This is a genomic window from Clostridioides sp. ZZV14-6153, from assembly GCF_020657855.1.
GTDB lineage: Bacteria > Bacillota > Clostridia > Peptostreptococcales > Peptostreptococcaceae > Clostridioides.
Genome location: NZ_JAGWCZ010000010.1, coordinates 70,239 through 87,068, shown reverse-complemented (window position 1 = coordinate 87,068; position 16,830 = coordinate 70,239). Strand labels below are relative to the sequence as shown.

The following is a 16,830-nucleotide window of genomic DNA, read 5'->3' as shown; positions in this document are numbered from 1 at the left end:
TATCTCTAAGGTTTTTATGAGCTTATAATATTTAGGTAAAATTTTATAAGCTATATTTCATTGACAGTGTGAAGTAGGTTTGATAATATATAAATAAACCGATAGTCGGTTTATTTATAAGGAGGTAAATATGGCACGAACTAAAGTTAATTTTGATAGTAAAAAACAAGAACTTCTTGCTTCTATATGGCAGATATTATTAAAATACGGATATGAGCAAATGTCGATTTCTATAATTATTAAAGAGTTATCTATTTCAAGAGGTGCTTTTTATCACTATTTTGAATCTAAAGAAGAATGTGTCGATTCAGCAATCATTGAGTATGTGAACCAGTCAGTAATTGCTTTGCGAAATATGGATAACTATTCAGAATGTGCTGTCGTTCGATTACAAAAGGCAATCAAGAATGGAATTTCCCTATTCCATGACAACATTGAACAGTCAAAAGTAATAAATAAACCTGAGAATGCTATTTTTCATCAAAAACTAATGATTGCATTTACAAAGTATATGTCGCCTTTCTATGCTTCTATTATAAAGGATGGAGTAATAGGCAAAGAGTTTGAGACATCTTTCCCTTTGGAAGTTGCTGAAATGTTATTGACACTATCTAATTTCTACCTTGATAATATACTCTTTCAATGGGAAGCAAAGAGCATGAAAAATAAAATTAAAGCTTTGGAAGAATTAGTAAATAAATCATTGGGAACACAAAAGTACATTGCGTTTTTTGATTTTATTACTATGGAGGTTATATGATGCAAGAAATTTTAAGGGTAGTCGACATTACTAAACAATTTAATTCTTTTGAGAGCGCAATAAAAGAAGTAACTTTGGATTTTATTTCTGAAACATTTACTGTTATTTTAGGTCAGAGTGGCTCTGGAAAATCAACATTAATAAATATTATGTCCAGTTTGCTACATCCGACTAATGGAAAAGTATATTATCGTAATAAAGCAATTACAAATATATCAAAGAAAGAGCAACTTAATTTACGTCACGAGAAATTCAGTAATATCTTTCAAGAGTATTTTCTCTTGCCAGAATTGACTGTAAAAGAGAATATCGAATTAGGAAAATCGTCTAGAAGCAATAATATTCCGTATAAAGAAATTATGCAACAATTAGATATAGAAGATTTAGAGGATAGATTTCCTTTTGAGCTATCGGGAGGTCAACGACAAAGAACGGCTATTGCAAGAGCAATTATAAAAAATCCAGATATTCTTTTTTGTGATGAAGCAACTGGAGCATTAGATGAAGAAAACAGCAAAAAAGTAGTTTCATATTTGAAAGAACTTAACTACAAATATGGTACAACGGTTATATTTTCTACCCATAATGTTAAAATATCAAAAATGGCAGACCGTATTATTACAATGAAAGATGGTGTAGTCATAAATGATATACAAAATCATACACCACTAGCTGTTGAAGATATAGATTGGGGGATTGAATAATGAAATTTTTTGCAAAATACTTTTGTAAGAGTGCATTATCCATGAAATCTAATATTATAATTCTTTTTTTGTTGAGCTTATTATCGTCATTTATGTATTTTTTTGTTCAGATTTCTATTGATGGTAATTTAGAATATTTGAATAGTAAACCAGTATTAACAAATATAGAAAAAGAATTTCTTATATCTCTACAATCAAATCAAACTTTAGCTATTACATTTTTAGTAATGCTTACATTGATTACTGTTTTTGTATATTTTATGTTTTACAAGAAGTATTGTTCTTTGCACCAAAAAGAATTAGGGTGTTATATTGCATTAGGATATTCTACAAAAAAGATGGCTTTAATAATTCTTTTGATTAGCATAATTTTAAATTTTATTGCTAATATTTGCGGATTATGCTTAGGGTGGATAGGCTCAGATGTGATGTTAGGTTTATATAATGATGTATATTCTTTGGAGCATTTGGTTAAAGGGATATATATACAAAATTATAGTACAGCCTTACTAAGTTCTTTTTTACCTGCAATTTCAGTTATGATAATTTTTGAAAAAATGAATAAAAAGGATACTATTGACTTTTTAAATGCAAATAACAATATGAATACATTTCATGTGGGAATGTTTAGTCAGATTTTAAGTAAATTTTCAAGTTTTTCAATGAGACTTGCACTAAGAAAACCATTTCAGATATTTATTTCTATTCTTTCTGTGTGGATATTTGCTATACTTTTTATTATGAGCTTTTCTTTAAATTTAAGTAGTCAATATATTTTTGATACACAATCTCATGGAAGAAACTATCAATATGATGTATCTTATCCTGTTTATCAGACTGTACATCAGGATTACGAAAAATTTGAGTATTACATAAAGGAAAATATAAAAGTAGAAAGTAATGGCAAAAAAATCAATGGTTCTATTATGGGAATAGAAAACAGTAAGGGCTTATTTTTTCTAACTGATGAGAGGGGAAGTCAAATAGAGAATATACCAACTAATAATGTTGTTGTAAGTGAGGCATTGGCAGATTTGTATGACATTCAAAAGGGAACTGATATAACTGTAAGATTAAATAATATAGAAAAATCACTTCATGTTTACAATATTGCACAAAATGCAGATAATTATTCCGTATACACATCAAAAAGTAATTTGGAAAAATTATTAAATATATCGCAAGACTCTTACAACGGTATTTATACAAATAGTATAACAGATATACCAGAGATAGGAACAGCCCATATACAAAATACATCAGAACGAATAGCTAAACTTGAAGAGAATAATGTTTCAAACCGCACCAGTGCTGTAATATGCCAAATATTAGGTTGTGTTATTGGGTGTTTGCTTTTATATTTAACTATTCTTTTAAAATTTCAAGAAGATACCAAAAACATTTTTATTTTAGATATGATGGGATATACTGCCAAGAAAATCAACAAGATGTTCATAAGTGTGTACCGTCCAATATTAAACATTGCTTTTATCATTTTACTTATACCAAGTATTGAAATTTGTAAGCTCATTCATAAAAGTTTATCTTTATCAACAAATGACTATATTCCTTTTCAATGTAATATATTTGTAATTTTGTTTATTTTCATTTTACTAAATTTACTATATACCATAATCAAGTTCTTATTTAACTCAAGAATTAGTCGCATTCAAAAAAAAGATATTACTTTGAGATATCTAAGTTAAAAAAGATTGGAGAAAAATATTTTTGATTTTATACAAAAAAGAGTGCCTCATGAACTAAAAAGTTCATTTTGAGACACCACCTTTAACATTAATATGTAAATATTTATATTGAAATCTATTTAATTTTTATAACTGGTATTTGAATTTCTGTAAGATAGTTTTCAGGATTTTCCTCGTTGTGAACCCCTTTATGACCAATTTGCCTATTTATACCAGCCATTTTATAATCACTATTTGTATCTAGCCAGTAAGCAAATGACTCATACCCACCAGCTATATTTTCATATGGACCATATACCATACTACATGCCATCATATCAACTGCTTCTGTCTCACGATATATAAATCCAGATTTGTTTTTGCCTAATTTTTTTACAACCATTCCAACCTCTATATCTACACCACAATCTTTAAGTTCTTCATCATGATAAAGTGCCATATTGTTGTTTGCTTGATGGGATATTTCTATATGTTCTTCTTTAATAAATTCATATAATTTTTCCCACAGTATACCTTCATAGTGATAGTCTGGAATTATTTCTCTAAGCGAGATAATCTTATAACTGGGAATTTCCTTAAAGATAACATTGTAATGAATCTCATCTTTATTGTCATCTATAGCATCAATCAATTTATCAATATTATTTATTCTTTGTTGCTCTTTTTTGACTTCATCTTGTATTTCAATTTTTTTTCGATTCAATTCTTTAATCACAAGCTCGTCATTCCAGTTATGAATAATATTTGATATCTCTGAAACAGTAAATTTTGAATCTCTTAGTAAAATAATTCTTTGTAAAGTTGAAATTTGGTCAGCAGAGTATAGGCGATAACCTGTGTATTTATCTATCTTTGCTGGTTTTAGAATGCCAAGTTCATCATAATAACGTAACATTCGAATAGAGACTTGTGTTAGTTTTGAAAATTCTCCAATTTTAAACATGAAAATATGACCTCCTTCTCACTTATAATCAGTATATATATTGTTTTTGTATACTTCAAGTGTTTAGGAAAATGCATTTAATTACCAGTTTAATCTATAATCCCCAGTCTAACTCGAATTCAAATTCGTCTGATTTTATCTGCTCAATTTCAGAGTTAATTTTCTGTTTAAATTTAGTAGAAGAAATTATGTAAATAATTAATATGAGGCAAAATATTATTTTTACATATTGAGTTATTACATATACTTCAATATGATAGTAAGAACATAGTTGAATGGTAAAGAAGTTACACATCATATGTACAAATCCGCCTGCTAAAATACTTCTATGTGTATTAATATATACAAATGTAATAACAAAGCTTAAAAGTATAGTAGATGGTATAAATAAAAGTGCATCAAATAAAGAATATTGCAGTAGATTATATGGAATTTGACCAGGTGTAAGATACCATCCCAGATACCAAACTCCACAAATAGTTCCTAAAATAATTGAAGCACCTGTAAATCCAAACCTGACTAATAATTTATCAAGAGAATACCCCCTCCATCCAAATTCTTGGCTAAGTACACTTAGTATAAAGCTTATAAATAGCATAATTGGTATTTTATAAGGTGTATAAATAGCTATGTGCATCCAATCTACATCATTAATTTCTAGATGAAAATACTTTCCTATTAGTAAAGAACAAATGACAATTAAAGCAAAAAAGAGTACTGTTAGTAATGGCCATTTTATTTCTATTTCTTTGAAGCTAAAGCTCCTGTAAAGAAAATCTTTTCTTGCACTATTTGGATATATTGTGAAAACAAAAAGTAGCCCTATGATGGAAGGGGCTGTATATGCAGAGTAAAAAAGAAGTTTTCCAAGCATGGTATTTGTAACTCCTAGTAATACAGGTGTAAAGCTGAATACCCAAGTCCATAATAGCGTGATTGTAAAGAAAAAAATTAAATTTTTATCTGAATTAAAATGGGGGTTATATAATTGCATCTTATGTTCACTATCCTTTCGTTTTGTTAATAGTGGTTTAATTTATATTTATTTTTTAGGGCTGAAAGTATTATTTAGTATTAGTAATTGTTGATAGCTTATTAGTGTTTATCAATAGTCCGTTAGTAATATTAATAGCTTATTGGTGTTTATTGATAGTCTATTAGTAATTATTAATAGTTTATTAGTGTTTGTTGATAGTCTATTAGTAATTATAGTTTACTAGTTTTCGTTGATGCGTACTTATATTAGCTTTTGTATTAACTAATTATTTTTAAACTATTTATACTATACATAATTAGCTATTTACACTATGTATAATTAGTTTAGATTTAATACCAGATAGATTATTTTACTTTGACTATAAAGTGAGTTAATAAGTAGATAATTAGTGATATTAATAAAATATTTTGGACTTTTGTAATTTTTATTAAATATTTAGCTTATCTCTAATATTTTTTATGTAACGGCGATTTATAATAACTTTTTCATTATTTGATAAAGTAGCCTGCATGCGATTGTGTGATATTACTTTTATACTTTCTAGGTAATCCATATTTAAAATCATGGATTTAGATATTCTTAAAAAAGATGTATTATGTAGTAGGTTTGATAATTCATATATTTTTAGGTCAATTTCAAATACATCATCTTTATAGTAAGCAAATGTTTTATTGCCAACCGTCTCAAAGTATAAAACATCGCAAATATTAAGCTTATAAATTTCTCCTGCTTTTTTACCATTTATATCTAGTAATGGTGTATTTAGTAATGAAATTATTTTTTCAATATTATTGTCAATGGCAGAGCATTTTATAATTATTTCAATATCATCAAAATTAGTGGATTGTTCGACATGTATTTTCATTAATTATCACCTCATTTTATTACTGTCATTAGAATAGCATTATATTTTATTGAGTCCAACTAGATGAGTGCTAAATTTCAAATTAAGTACAGTTAAATTCAAATTTAAAATAGTGAAATTCAAATTTAAAGTGGTAAAATTCGAAAAAATACTACGACCATTTGGGAATATTATCCAAATATCGTAGTACTTTTCATAGAATATCTCTAATTATTTTACAAATAGACCTATCTTATGACTTGCATATATTGTCAAATTACTTCTCAAATGTCAAAATATTTTTAGATAGTGCATCAATGCTGTTGGATAGTGTGTTCAATTTGCCCTCAATTCTAACCAATAAATACATGGATAGAGCTATAGGAAAACCAACATTAGTTATTAACAATTGTAAACTATCATCCACAAAATTACCTCCTATCTTATAACTAGGTCATAAGGAGTAGTATTAGTTTCTACAATTTTAGCTTCAACAGCAGAAGCAAGGTCAAATCCTCCAACTGAAAAAACATTTTTAGATACTATCAAATCCATAACAGATTTTATATTTTCTTCAGTTAAGTCCTCCTTTGGATTTTCTATAGAAAAAGAAACTTGTTTATCCTTTACATTCTTGAAACTCATGACTAATTTTTTCTTAATCTCCATACAGTTACCTCCACGATAATAATTTATTTTTTTAATTGCTTTAAGTATTTTAATTATTGTTAGTTTAGAAAATACTTTGATATTGTTATACTTAAAGCACAACAGTATTTAAAATAACTAACATGTTTAATTTACGAACATGTTTAAATTACTTAAGATATTAACCTGTTTAAAGTATCAATATATTAAGTGTATAATTTGTTAAATCTATATAATATCAAGTGTATTATATATTGAACATGATATATAAATAGTTGATGAATTTTAATGTAGACTATATTTGAAAGTTACTATTTAGATAGTGATGTGCTATCTAGTTTTAAAATATCTACAATAGGATTTTCTTGAAGACTTGCGATTGCCTCTGCAACAGCATAAACATCATCGTTTGATGCCTCTGCCTTTACATTTGCGAAAGATTTACTTTTAATAACTGCCTTACCCTTATCATCAAAACCAGCATCCAATTTTAGTTTTATACTAGATAAATTTTTTGTTGAAACAACTGCCATAAAACTACCTCCTAAAAATTTAATTTCAAAGATTTGTCGACTTTCTTTGTTAAATCTATAGTATCATATAAGATAATATCGGAGTTAAACAGTAATTTCTTAAGATTTTTTGTTAAAATTTTATAAAAAACTTTATAAGTATATATGGTTTTAATGATTTAATGAATGATTTAATGTTTATATGTGATATGTGCAATAGTTTTTTATTGATTTTGTTTAGAATATTTTATATGGGGGATAAAATATCCAATATGTTCTTTTAGAATGAACTATCTAGATGTATCCAGTATCTGTGTCCAGTAGCTAGATTGTAAATATACATATTTAATTGTTTTAGCTAGTTCATCGTGATATAATATACTCTATATATTTAACAGGAACACGCTATACTAAATTTTGAGAGGAGATTATATTATGAGTGAAATTCTGTTGGAACAGTTTGACTCTGATTTTTGGGGGATTTTGAGGCCAGATTATGTAATAGAAAAACCTGACTGTCATTTTCCTGAAACTATCGTATGTGAATTTTCAAAATCTATGATACAAACAATTGTTGAAAAGTATAATGGCAAAAAAATAGGTCGTTTAATTAGTGTTGCTGGAGATATACCAATTTATGAAGTATTTTTCAAGAATATAAGAATTGGGATTTGTCAGGTTATGGTAGGTGCACCAGCATGTGTAACCAACTTTGAAGAATTAGTCGCGTTAGGAGCAAAGAAGATATTTATCTGTGGAGAATGTGGTGTGTTAGACCATTCTATTGATGATGCATTTTTAATCATTCCAACATCAGCTATCCGTGATGAGGGCACAAGTTATCATTATCAACCAGCCTCTGATGAAATTATACTTAACCCACATGGAGTTAAAGTGATTGAATCTGTATTTAAAAGTAAAGGATTATCATACATAAAAGGTAAAATATGGACTACTGATGCTCCATATCGTGAAACACGTAATAAAATGCTTACACGAAAGAAACAGGGATGTATTGCAGTTGATATGGAATGTGCTGCTGTAGCTGCCGCAGCACAATTTAGAAATGTTATATTTTCACAGTTTGTTTATGCTTGTGATAATCTAAACTCAGATGTATGGGAACAACGAGGATTAACTATACGTCCGATTTCACAAAAAGTACATACCTTTGAGCTTGCAATGGAGTGTGCTATTAAGTTGTAAATTTAAAGTGATTTAACTTGTATTTTTTAATTTAAAATTACCAAAGCAGTAAATCGATTAAGGTTTACTGCTTTTTTTGTTGTTAGATTTGAAAGGATTATGATTTGTTAATAAAGTTTTGCAATGACAGTCAGTCATTCACTAAATACAATGAATGAAATTTTCAATTATGAATTCACATGATAAGAATCAGTTTTTGAATATAGGGAGAGAGTATTAGGTACTTTTATCAAAGTTATTATATTTTTAAATATGAATATAGAAATAACATGGAATATATAGCTCTATGTTACTTATAGAAAAATATTATTATAGTCAAAGTTCTTTAGAAGTGTTCGTTTTAGTCTAAGGTTTATGTTAAAAAAATTATTAAATTTAATCTGTAAATAAAAAAGTTAAAAGTCCAATATTAACATTTTACTCTTAAACCATTAAAATCTTTATTAAAGCTATTAAAGCTATTAAAGCTATTAAAAATATTTTAAAGGAGAGTGTAGTTTATGAAAGTAAAATTAGAAGATATACCAGTTCAGTTTCATGCAATGGTGGAAATAGTGGGAATTGATAAGTTTGTAGAGATTGCTAAATTGTATGGAGGTACAAACACTTATATACCTACATGTAAGGGGATTTTTAGATATGCAAGAAATAGGGAGATAGTGAGACAATTTAATGGAGTTAATTATGGGGAACTAGCTATTAAACACAACATGTGTGTGAGCAATATTAAGCGAATAATAAATGAAAACAATATATAAAATGCTATACAAAATATTTTGTAAAGATTAAGTATGGAGTAGGTAAAAGACATTTTATAAAGTTTTTTTTAGACAAATTTACTAAATTTATTGCCTATTAATTTAAATAGACTGTATATTCTATAAAATATTCTGTTAAATAATGGAGATATATTGAGAATCCAAAAAAAATAGTCGAAAATATTTGTTGGATAAAAAATAAACAAAATGGTACAATTGCTTGTATAAAGGGGAAAAAACAATAAATAAGCTATATAAATAAAAAAATATAAATAAATATGACATAATACATTTGCATATTTAAGAATATAAATAGGGATTTTAAGGGATTAATAAGTATATTTAAAATATATTAAAATAAATGTATATTTAAATTTAAACTTTATGTTATTTATATAAAGTAATAATTATTGAGAAGCGATTACTTATTAGTAGAAAAGGGGTTAGTAGAGATGAATAATGGATTTTATAAATTGAATTCGGTAGTATTAGGCTTTGATATAACAAGTGATATTAATAAAATAAGATTTAATCATTATATAATGAGAAAAGAAAATATACAGAGATTGCAATGTACTTTACCAAGAGGTCAATTTTATATGACAGTAAGAAGAGCTGCTACAGATTTACAACTTTCTATTTCTACTATAAGTAGGCTTGTAAGAGAGTTTTCAGATTTAGGAGTAATAAGGCTTGTATCTAAGGGAGCAAAGGGGAAGATGCATTCTATATATAGTTATATTAGTTCAGAAATTAGTGAAGATTTATTTGATAGTATTAGTGAGAATTTATTTGATAGTGATGAAATTATAGATTTTAACTATGACAGTGTAGAGAATTATGAGTTCAATAATTTAGAGTATGCTTATGGAAATATAGAAAATAAGGATTGTATTGATAAAGATTGTATTTATGGTTGTGGAATGTCAAAATATGATAGTAGTATTGAAGAAAATACAGAATGTAGTAACTGTGATGACTGTAGTATATTAAGTAGTAAGAATAATTCAAGTAGTGAGAATAATTCTGCTAATAAAAAAAGCAATGACTTAGATTATAGTGGAATAAAAAATCATGGTAAAAATACTCGTTCTAATAATGAAAATATCAACTCTGAAAAACCTACTATTAATTTTACTAATGTAACTAATAAAATTAAAGATTATACTAACAAACCATTTATTGGAGAAGAATTGAAAATAGAAAACTCTAATTTAAAATCGAGGTCTTCAAATGTCAGATTTAATGAAACATATAATGACATAGATAAAATAACTAAAAATGACATAGAAGATAATCAAAGTAAAAATGTTATAAAATCAAGCAATAGCAAAGTGTTTAGTAGCATGAGTAGATATAGTAAAAAGAGTGATTTTGATAATACTCATGATGCACAAAAAGAAGCTAAGTTTGTAACAAATAAAAAAGAATCTTTAAATAAATTTAATAAAAAAAATATACAGCAAAGCATTATAAATATGCTAAATAAAAAAACAGGAAAAAACTTTAAAATCAATTCTCCAACGAGCATCAAACTTATCAATGAAAGACTAAAGGAGGGTTATGTCTTAGAAGATTTCTACAAAGTTATTGAGGTAAAAGTAGCTAAGTGGAAAGATACCATAATGGAAATGTATATAAGACCAGAGACCTTATTTAGCCATAAATTTGAATCCTATGTTAATGAAAACATATCTGTAAAAAATCAAAGTAATGTTTACCAGTGTAAAAAGAACGACAATCATAACAATAATAATTATATATATTCTGACTATACCACATATGATGACAGCAAGCGTGAAAGAAAAAAACATGAAAATGTAAGGTATTGGAATCCAGTCTGTGAATTTTAACTAGTCGGAGAATGCATTTATAAGTGAAATTAATTTATATATTTTATAGCTGACAATGCGTTTATAACTAACATGAATTTATATATTTTATAGCTGATAATGCATTTTTAACTGGAAATATATTTATATCTTTTACAATTAAAAGTATATTTCTAACTGACAATATCATTGTAATCTAATATAAAAATAAAAGACTTAATAATATTAAAATATAAAACTTAAGAGGAAAGTGAGATTAATTTATATGGTTAAATCAAAAGCTGTTGAAATAGAGCAGGCTATTTTAGGCACAATTATTTTAGACAATAAATTAAACTACAAATTAGATGACTTAAATGAAAATATGTTTATGAATTCTACATGCCTTGAAATATTTAAAATCATGAAAGAACTTAGAAAAGAAAAGATAATAATTGATGTAGCAACTGTAAAATCAAAGATAGATGAGAAGTCTTTAGCAATTAAAATGAGCAGTTTAACTAGTGTAATCACTTGGGGTCAAACTTTTGGTATTGATGGTTATATAAAAATTTTAAAAGAAAACTTAGCAAGAAGAAGCATAAATCAAAATTGTCAAAGACTATTGGAAGGTATAAATTTTGGAGAAAATATCGATACTTGCATCTATAAATTTGAAAATAATATAAGAAAAATCTTGGACAAAGATACTTATGAAAATGATGATGTACATAGCATAGCAGAAAAAGTCCTTGATTTTTTAGAAAGTAAAAAGGATGTTGGATTTAAGTTTGGGATAAGTTTACTTGATTCGACTATAGGAGGTCTTTTTAAAGGGGAGCTAACAACAATAGCAGCTAAATCAGGGGTTGGAAAGACTGCTTTAGCTCTTCAAATAATGTTAAATTCGGCCAAGCAAGGGAAAAAGACTCTATTTATAAGTAGAGAAATGACAAGTGAGCAAGTGTTTATGAGAAATATATGCAAGATAACAGGGGTAAGTACAAGAAATATGAAATCTAAAGAGATAAATGAAAGTGATTGGAAACTAATTGTAAATGCAATAGGAGATTTACGCGAGAATAACTTAATTTATATAAATGACAAGATAGACACAATCAGTGCAATTAGAAAGAGGATAAGGCAAATAAAGCCCGACTTATTAATTGTGGATTATGTGCAACTTCTTACATCTCAAAAAAGTATGGAAAAAAGAGAAAGAGAAGTGGCCACTTTTTCTAGAGAATTAAAAAGTATGACTCTGGATTTTGATATACCAATAATTCAGTTAAGTCAATTAAATGATGAAATGAAAGATTTTAGACCTTATGGAGATAGACCTATGAGGGATAGTAAAGCCATCTACCACGATAGCAACAATGTGGTTTATATACATCAATTAAAAGGGAGTGATTATGAAGAAGCAGTAAAAGATATAGGAGAAAGTGAGGAATTAGTTAGGGAATCAGAGTACAGGGGAATTAAGATTGTTGATTTAATAGTTGCGAAGTGTAGGGATGGACAGACTAGGCATAAGCATTTTTGTTACTATGGGGATAGGTTACATTTTCAAGAACTAAATTATTAGAGTAATAAGATAGCCATAACAAGCTTATTGAAAGTCTAAAAATAATATAAAATATGAGGTGAAAAGATGTTAGAATTGGAAAAAATTATAGAATTGCTTGAAGAACACAATATAGAAGTGAGTATTCCAAAGGAGTTACATAAGTATAATTTATTGGAGTATCTGAAATTGTGTCAACAAAGTGGGGGAACATATTTTTATATTAAGACAGTGGAGGGTGCTTTAAAAGAGGCTAGAAATGAGCTTATGATTAAATTATTTAATGGAAAAAATTATATGGAATTAGCGAGAATGTTTGACATGAGTGTTATTAATGTCAGGTACATTGTTAGAAAGAAATAGATATGTTGTGGATAAGGTAAGTGTGACTATTAGAGTGGAATTTTTAATCTTGATATCTTATGTGATTAAGTCACAGATAAAAAGTAAATATATTGATATAATTCCTATAGATTAATAATATAGGGAGGTTATTATGTCTGCTAAAAAAAAGAAGTATGCAAATATTTTAGAAAACGAGTGTGTAGCTTGTGGTAGCTGTATAAAAGTCTGCCCAAGAGGGGCTATCTCAGTACCACATGGTATTAGTGCAAAGATTGATAGAGACTTATGTGTTGGATGTGGTATTTGTGAGAAGGTATGTCCAGCATCTGTGATTGAGATTATAACAATATTAAAAGAGGAAGAAGGTAAGTGTCATGAATAATAAAAAACATTGGTATGACTATTTATGGATTTTCTCTTCGATATATTTGATATTGGGATTTGTAAATATTATTTTCGCTTGGATTGGGTTAATTTGTTTCTTTATCCCATTACTTATTTCTATTATTAAAGGAAATAAAGCGTACTGCAATAAATATTGTGGAAGAGGACAGCTGTTTAATTTGCTTGGAAATAAATTAAAGTTGTCAAGAAATAAAGATATTCCTAAATTTATTAGAAGTAAGTGGTTTAGATATGGTTTTTTGACATTTTTTATGGTGATGTTTGCTAATATGCTTTTTTCAACTTATCTAGTGTTTGAGGGTAGTAGAAACTTTAAAGAGGTAGTGACTTTGCTTTGGACTATAAAAATGCCATGGCAATGGGCATATCATGGGACTTTAGTTTCACCTTGGGTGGTACAGTTTGCGTTTGGTTTTTATAGTGTTATGCTTACATCAACTGTTCTTGGATTGATTACGATGATACTATTTAAGCCTCGTTCATGGTGTGTTTATTGCCCTATGGGTACTATGACTCAGATGATATGTAAGGCAAAGAGTAAGTCTGTGTAGAGAGAATTTATGTGAATTTGTGAGGAGTATAGATAGAGTTTGTATAAAATAAACTTGTTTATGCTTCTTTTTTATGTGTAAGAGTTTTAATTAAGTAGGAAAATTAAAAAGAGTAGACATGATAAATTTAGATAGCAATAATAATTAAATAATAAGATAGAATATAAAGCAATGAAAGAGGCTGAAAGAGAAAGAAAAAGAGGGCGAAGGAGATAGGAAAATAACTATAGAATAGGTAAAATATGTAGGAATTATATGTTATAATAGTTTTAGCAAGAAGATGTAATCTACAATTTATAGAGTGGAGTTCATACAAAAGGTTATCCTCCCAACGTATAGAAGGGAGGTGAGTATGTGTGGATAATTTTTTACAAGGTGTACTAGCAAGTTTAGTTGCCAGTTTAATAGTTTACTTAACGGATAAATTGTTTAAAAAAGTAAAAAGCCACTCTGGCAGGAGTGACTTTAGTTTTGAACTAAAGATTAAGTTCAAAAAGAAACACTAATTTACGAACTCCACTCTACTGCAAATAGATTGTAGTTCTTCTTGCTTTTATTATATCACAAATTAGAAAAAATATGTAAAGTACTTGTTTTAATCGCAGGTACTTTTTTATGTAAAAACAAATTTGCCTACAGCCTTTTTGGTATATAGAATTAGTAAGTTTGAAATAATATTCATATAAAAACTTTAGTTGATTTTAAAACCAATATGAAATCAATATATCGAAGACATTTTAAAGTCAATTATTAATTTTTCATGATTTCTAAAGTATTTTATATCATCCATATCATGAGTAATTATTATAGCACTCTTATTTTCCATCTTTCTTATTACAAAATCCATAACCTTATACTTAGTTTCAATATCAAGACCCTTAAATGGCTCATCCATTATAAGCAAGTCAAAATCATATAATAAAGCTCTTAATATTGCAACCCTTCTTTTCATACCACCACTTAATTCCCTTACTCTTTTATTCATGCAACCCTTTAAGTCCAATAGTTCTAAAGCATCTTCAATTTCTGAATTACCCAGACTTTCACATACCAACTTTATATTCAATAACACACTTAGATTTTCACACAAACTATCATCTTGGAATACTGCACTAATCTTTTTATTACTAATACCTATAATTTTTCCACTATCTGCTTTCTCCAAGCCCATTAATATTCTTATCAATGTTGTTTTACCAATACCAGATGTTCCTGTTATAAATGAGATAGCATCATCTTTAAATACATTATTAAAATTGTCTAAAACAACCTTATCATTATATTTTTTATTTAGATTCTCAATTACTATATCCATTTAGTTTATCTCCAATCTTTTTAATAAATAGTCTATCAATGATAAAAAGCCCTTTTGAAAGCAAATACTTATTATAATAATAACTATAGTCCATGCAAATAAATCTGGTGTATTTAAGTATACTTTAGCTTTGTATAAGTTTTCTCCTATAGAATTAGCTGGCATTCCTATTATTTCTGCTGCTATTCCAGACTTCCAACATAGCCCTAAAGAAACACTACATGCTGCTCTTAGATATGGTGCTACCTCAGATAAATATATGTACCTTATTTTTTTTATCTTACTGACTTTAAATACTTTTGCCATATCATTTAACTCCCTAGATATACTATTTATTCCATCTAGAATATTTCTATATACCACTGGCAATACCATCAAGAAAGATATAAAAATAGACAGGTTCTTTGAAGATATCCATATTAAAGATAATATTATGAAAGAAGCTACTGGTATAGATTGTATTGTCAGTATTAAGGGTTCAATAAGTATCCTAAAATTTTTTTTATTAGATGCTATTATGGCAGATATTATTCCAATGATAAAAGCTAATATAAATCCTGTTGTTATTTTCATAAAAGAAAAGAGTATTGATTGCCAAAACTCAAACTTCATAGATAATTCGAATAACCTTTTTAAAGAGGAAAAAGGAGATACTAGAAGTATCTCCTGACCAATTATCATACTACTTATTTGCCAAACTATAAGCCAAAAGATTATTGCTAGTATATGAGCTTTACTAATTTTCTTGAGTGTAGTAGAAATCTTCACCTGGCATCTTTCCTCCTATTGACTTTGGATTAGCATCATAAAGTACTTGTAAGTATCCACTTAATTTATCTTTCATTGTATTACCTTCTATAAATGTTATATTACATTTTGGTATTGCTTGCTTTGCTATTTGAGATGGTACTATTTCATTTTCCTCAATAAGTTTTGAAGCTTCTTCTATATTATTGTTTGTAAAATCAACTGATTTCTTATATTCTTCTAAGAAACTTTTAACCTTTTCTGGATATTTATCAATAAACTCTTTTCGTGCAACAACAACTCCTGTTACTAAAGCACTTTCAGTATTTTTATCTTTATTCAAAGTATCCCATTCTTTTGTCAAATCCAAAGCTACTCTTAAGTTGTCACTCTTAGTCAATGCTGTTGTTACAAATGGTTGGGGAAGTAGTGCTATTCCATTTTTATCATTTAATAATGCCGCCAAACATTCTGTATGTTCTGATTTGTACTCTATGTTGACATCTTCAGTCGGGTCAATTCCATTTTCTTTCAATATGTAATTCAAAGCATATTCAGGAGTAGAGCCTTTACCACTAGAATAAATCGTTTTTCCTTTTAAATCATCGACACTGTTTATAGAATTTCCATTCTCAATTATGTATAAGACTCCTAAAGTATTAATGGCTAGTGTTTCTATTTCACCATTGCTATTATTATATAAAACAGATGACAGATTTGCGGGAATAGCAGCAATATCTAGCTCTTTGTTAACAAGCTTGGGTGTAATTTCATCAACAGAATTTGCTATTGAAAATTCATAATCCTTTTCTTTTTTATCGTTTTCATCACCAATCATTTTGACCATTCCCATTCCTGTAGGACCCTTTAGTGCTGTCACCTTTGCAACTACTTTAGCTTCTTCTTTTGTTTGTTTTTCTGGTGGGTTTGATGTACACCCTACCAATGAAATTATTATTAATGATGCTAGTAATAATATTGATAATTTCTTTTTCATAAAAACTTCCTCCT

20 protein-coding genes are annotated in these 16,830 nt (G+C 27.6%); 11 read left to right on the top strand and 9 right to left on the bottom strand.

Annotated features, from left to right (window positions below; genetic code table 11):
- The first annotated feature begins 130 nt into the window (after positions 1–130).
- The 3 genes from KGF46_RS13035 to KGF46_RS13025 are packed head-to-tail and all read left to right on the top strand — an operon-like array spanning position 131 to position 3,170.
- On the top strand, positions 131–760 hold the full coding sequence (locus tag KGF46_RS13035; RefSeq protein ID WP_227842726.1) for a TetR/AcrR family transcriptional regulator: 630 nt from the start codon (positions 131–133) through the stop codon (positions 758–760).
- Entirely contained in the window at positions 757–1,464 is a 708-nt protein-coding gene (locus KGF46_RS13030; protein WP_227862027.1) for an ABC transporter ATP-binding protein, read from the top strand. The genes KGF46_RS13035 and KGF46_RS13030 overlap by 4 nt, the downstream gene beginning before the upstream one ends.
- Positions 1,464–3,170, top strand: coding sequence for an FtsX-like permease family protein (locus tag KGF46_RS13025; protein ID WP_227828773.1), 1,707 nt, complete (start codon positions 1,464–1,466; stop codon positions 3,168–3,170). The genes KGF46_RS13030 and KGF46_RS13025 overlap by 1 nt, the downstream gene beginning before the upstream one ends.
- 115 nt (positions 3,171–3,285) lie before the next feature.
- On the opposite strand, the gene KGF46_RS13020 is transcribed toward KGF46_RS13025, so the two are convergent.
- The 6 genes from KGF46_RS13020 to KGF46_RS12995 all read right to left on the bottom strand — a co-directional run bounded on the left by KGF46_RS13020 (position 3,286) and on the right by KGF46_RS12995 (position 7,135).
- Positions 3,286–4,113, bottom strand: a complete 828-nt coding sequence (locus KGF46_RS13020; protein WP_227862026.1) for a MerR family transcriptional regulator — start codon at positions 4,111–4,113, stop codon at positions 3,286–3,288.
- Positions 4,114–4,207: 94 nt separating this feature from the next.
- Entirely contained in the window at positions 4,208–4,987 is a 780-nt protein-coding gene (locus KGF46_RS13015) for a CPBP family intramembrane glutamic endopeptidase (RefSeq protein WP_227828771.1), read from the bottom strand.
- Positions 4,988–5,537: 550 nt separating this feature from the next.
- On the bottom strand, positions 5,538–5,975 hold the full coding sequence (locus KGF46_RS13010) for a LytTR family DNA-binding domain-containing protein (protein WP_227828770.1): 438 nt from the start codon (positions 5,973–5,975) through the stop codon (positions 5,538–5,540).
- A gap of 256 nt (positions 5,976–6,231) precedes the next feature.
- Positions 6,232–6,381, bottom strand: coding sequence for a YvrJ family protein (locus KGF46_RS13005; RefSeq protein WP_227828769.1), 150 nt, complete (start codon positions 6,379–6,381; stop codon positions 6,232–6,234).
- An 11-nt stretch (positions 6,382–6,392) separates the two neighbouring features.
- Positions 6,393–6,623, bottom strand: coding sequence for a DUF2922 domain-containing protein (locus KGF46_RS13000; RefSeq protein WP_227828768.1), 231 nt, complete (start codon positions 6,621–6,623; stop codon positions 6,393–6,395).
- 290 nt (positions 6,624–6,913) lie between these two features.
- A complete protein-coding gene (locus KGF46_RS12995; RefSeq protein ID WP_227828767.1) occupies positions 6,914–7,135 on the bottom strand; it encodes a DUF1659 domain-containing protein in 222 nt (73 codons plus the stop codon).
- Positions 7,136–7,549: 414 nt separating this feature from the next.
- Between KGF46_RS12995 and KGF46_RS12990 the strand changes: the two genes are divergently transcribed.
- The 8 genes from KGF46_RS12990 to KGF46_RS12955 all read left to right on the top strand — a co-directional run bounded on the left by KGF46_RS12990 (position 7,550) and on the right by KGF46_RS12955 (position 14,263).
- The gene (locus KGF46_RS12990; RefSeq protein WP_227828766.1) at positions 7,550–8,320 is read left to right on the top strand and encodes a nucleoside phosphorylase; all 771 of its coding nucleotides are present in this window, start codon (positions 7,550–7,552) and stop codon (positions 8,318–8,320) included.
- 500 nt (positions 8,321–8,820) lie between these two features.
- Positions 8,821–9,078: a Mor transcription activator family protein gene (locus KGF46_RS12985; RefSeq protein WP_227828765.1), complete on the top strand. Its 258-nt coding sequence runs from the start codon at positions 8,821–8,823 to the stop codon at positions 9,076–9,078.
- Positions 9,079–9,530: 452 nt separating this feature from the next.
- Entirely contained in the window at positions 9,531–10,931 is a 1,401-nt protein-coding gene (locus KGF46_RS12980; RefSeq protein WP_227862025.1) for a conserved phage C-terminal domain-containing protein, read from the top strand.
- Positions 10,932–11,175: 244 nt separating this feature from the next.
- Positions 11,176–12,477, top strand: coding sequence for a replicative DNA helicase (locus KGF46_RS12975; RefSeq protein ID WP_227828763.1), 1,302 nt, complete (start codon positions 11,176–11,178; stop codon positions 12,475–12,477).
- 66 nt (positions 12,478–12,543) lie between these two features.
- The gene (locus KGF46_RS12970) at positions 12,544–12,819 is read left to right on the top strand and encodes a Mor transcription activator family protein (RefSeq protein WP_227828762.1); all 276 of its coding nucleotides are present in this window, start codon (positions 12,544–12,546) and stop codon (positions 12,817–12,819) included.
- A 133-nt stretch (positions 12,820–12,952) separates the two neighbouring features.
- Complete coding sequence (locus KGF46_RS12965; RefSeq protein ID WP_227839176.1) at positions 12,953–13,183, top strand: 4Fe-4S dicluster-binding protein; 231 nt, start codon at positions 12,953–12,955, stop codon at positions 13,181–13,183.
- Entirely contained in the window at positions 13,176–13,757 is a 582-nt protein-coding gene (locus KGF46_RS12960; protein WP_227828760.1) for a 4Fe-4S binding protein, read from the top strand. Before KGF46_RS12965 ends, KGF46_RS12960 begins: the two co-directional genes overlap by 8 nt.
- 356 nt (positions 13,758–14,113) lie before the next feature.
- Positions 14,114–14,263 (top strand): type I toxin-antitoxin system toxin, encoded by a 150-nt coding sequence (locus KGF46_RS12955; RefSeq protein WP_227433538.1) that lies wholly within the window; start codon positions 14,114–14,116, stop codon positions 14,261–14,263.
- 212 nt (positions 14,264–14,475) lie between these two features.
- Here the strand turns inward: KGF46_RS12955 and KGF46_RS12950 are convergent, their stop codons facing one another.
- The 3 genes from KGF46_RS12950 to KGF46_RS12940 are packed head-to-tail and all read right to left on the bottom strand — an operon-like array spanning position 14,476 to position 16,816.
- Positions 14,476–15,072, bottom strand: a complete 597-nt coding sequence (locus KGF46_RS12950) for an ATP-binding cassette domain-containing protein (protein ID WP_227856719.1) — start codon at positions 15,070–15,072, stop codon at positions 14,476–14,478.
- Positions 15,073–15,840: an ABC transporter permease gene (locus KGF46_RS12945; protein WP_227828758.1), complete on the bottom strand. Its 768-nt coding sequence runs from the start codon at positions 15,838–15,840 to the stop codon at positions 15,073–15,075.
- Complete coding sequence (locus tag KGF46_RS12940) at positions 15,809–16,816, bottom strand: ABC transporter substrate-binding protein (protein WP_227862024.1); 1,008 nt, start codon at positions 16,814–16,816, stop codon at positions 15,809–15,811. The genes KGF46_RS12945 and KGF46_RS12940 overlap by 32 nt, the downstream gene beginning before the upstream one ends.
- Positions 16,817–16,830 lie beyond the last annotated feature (14 nt).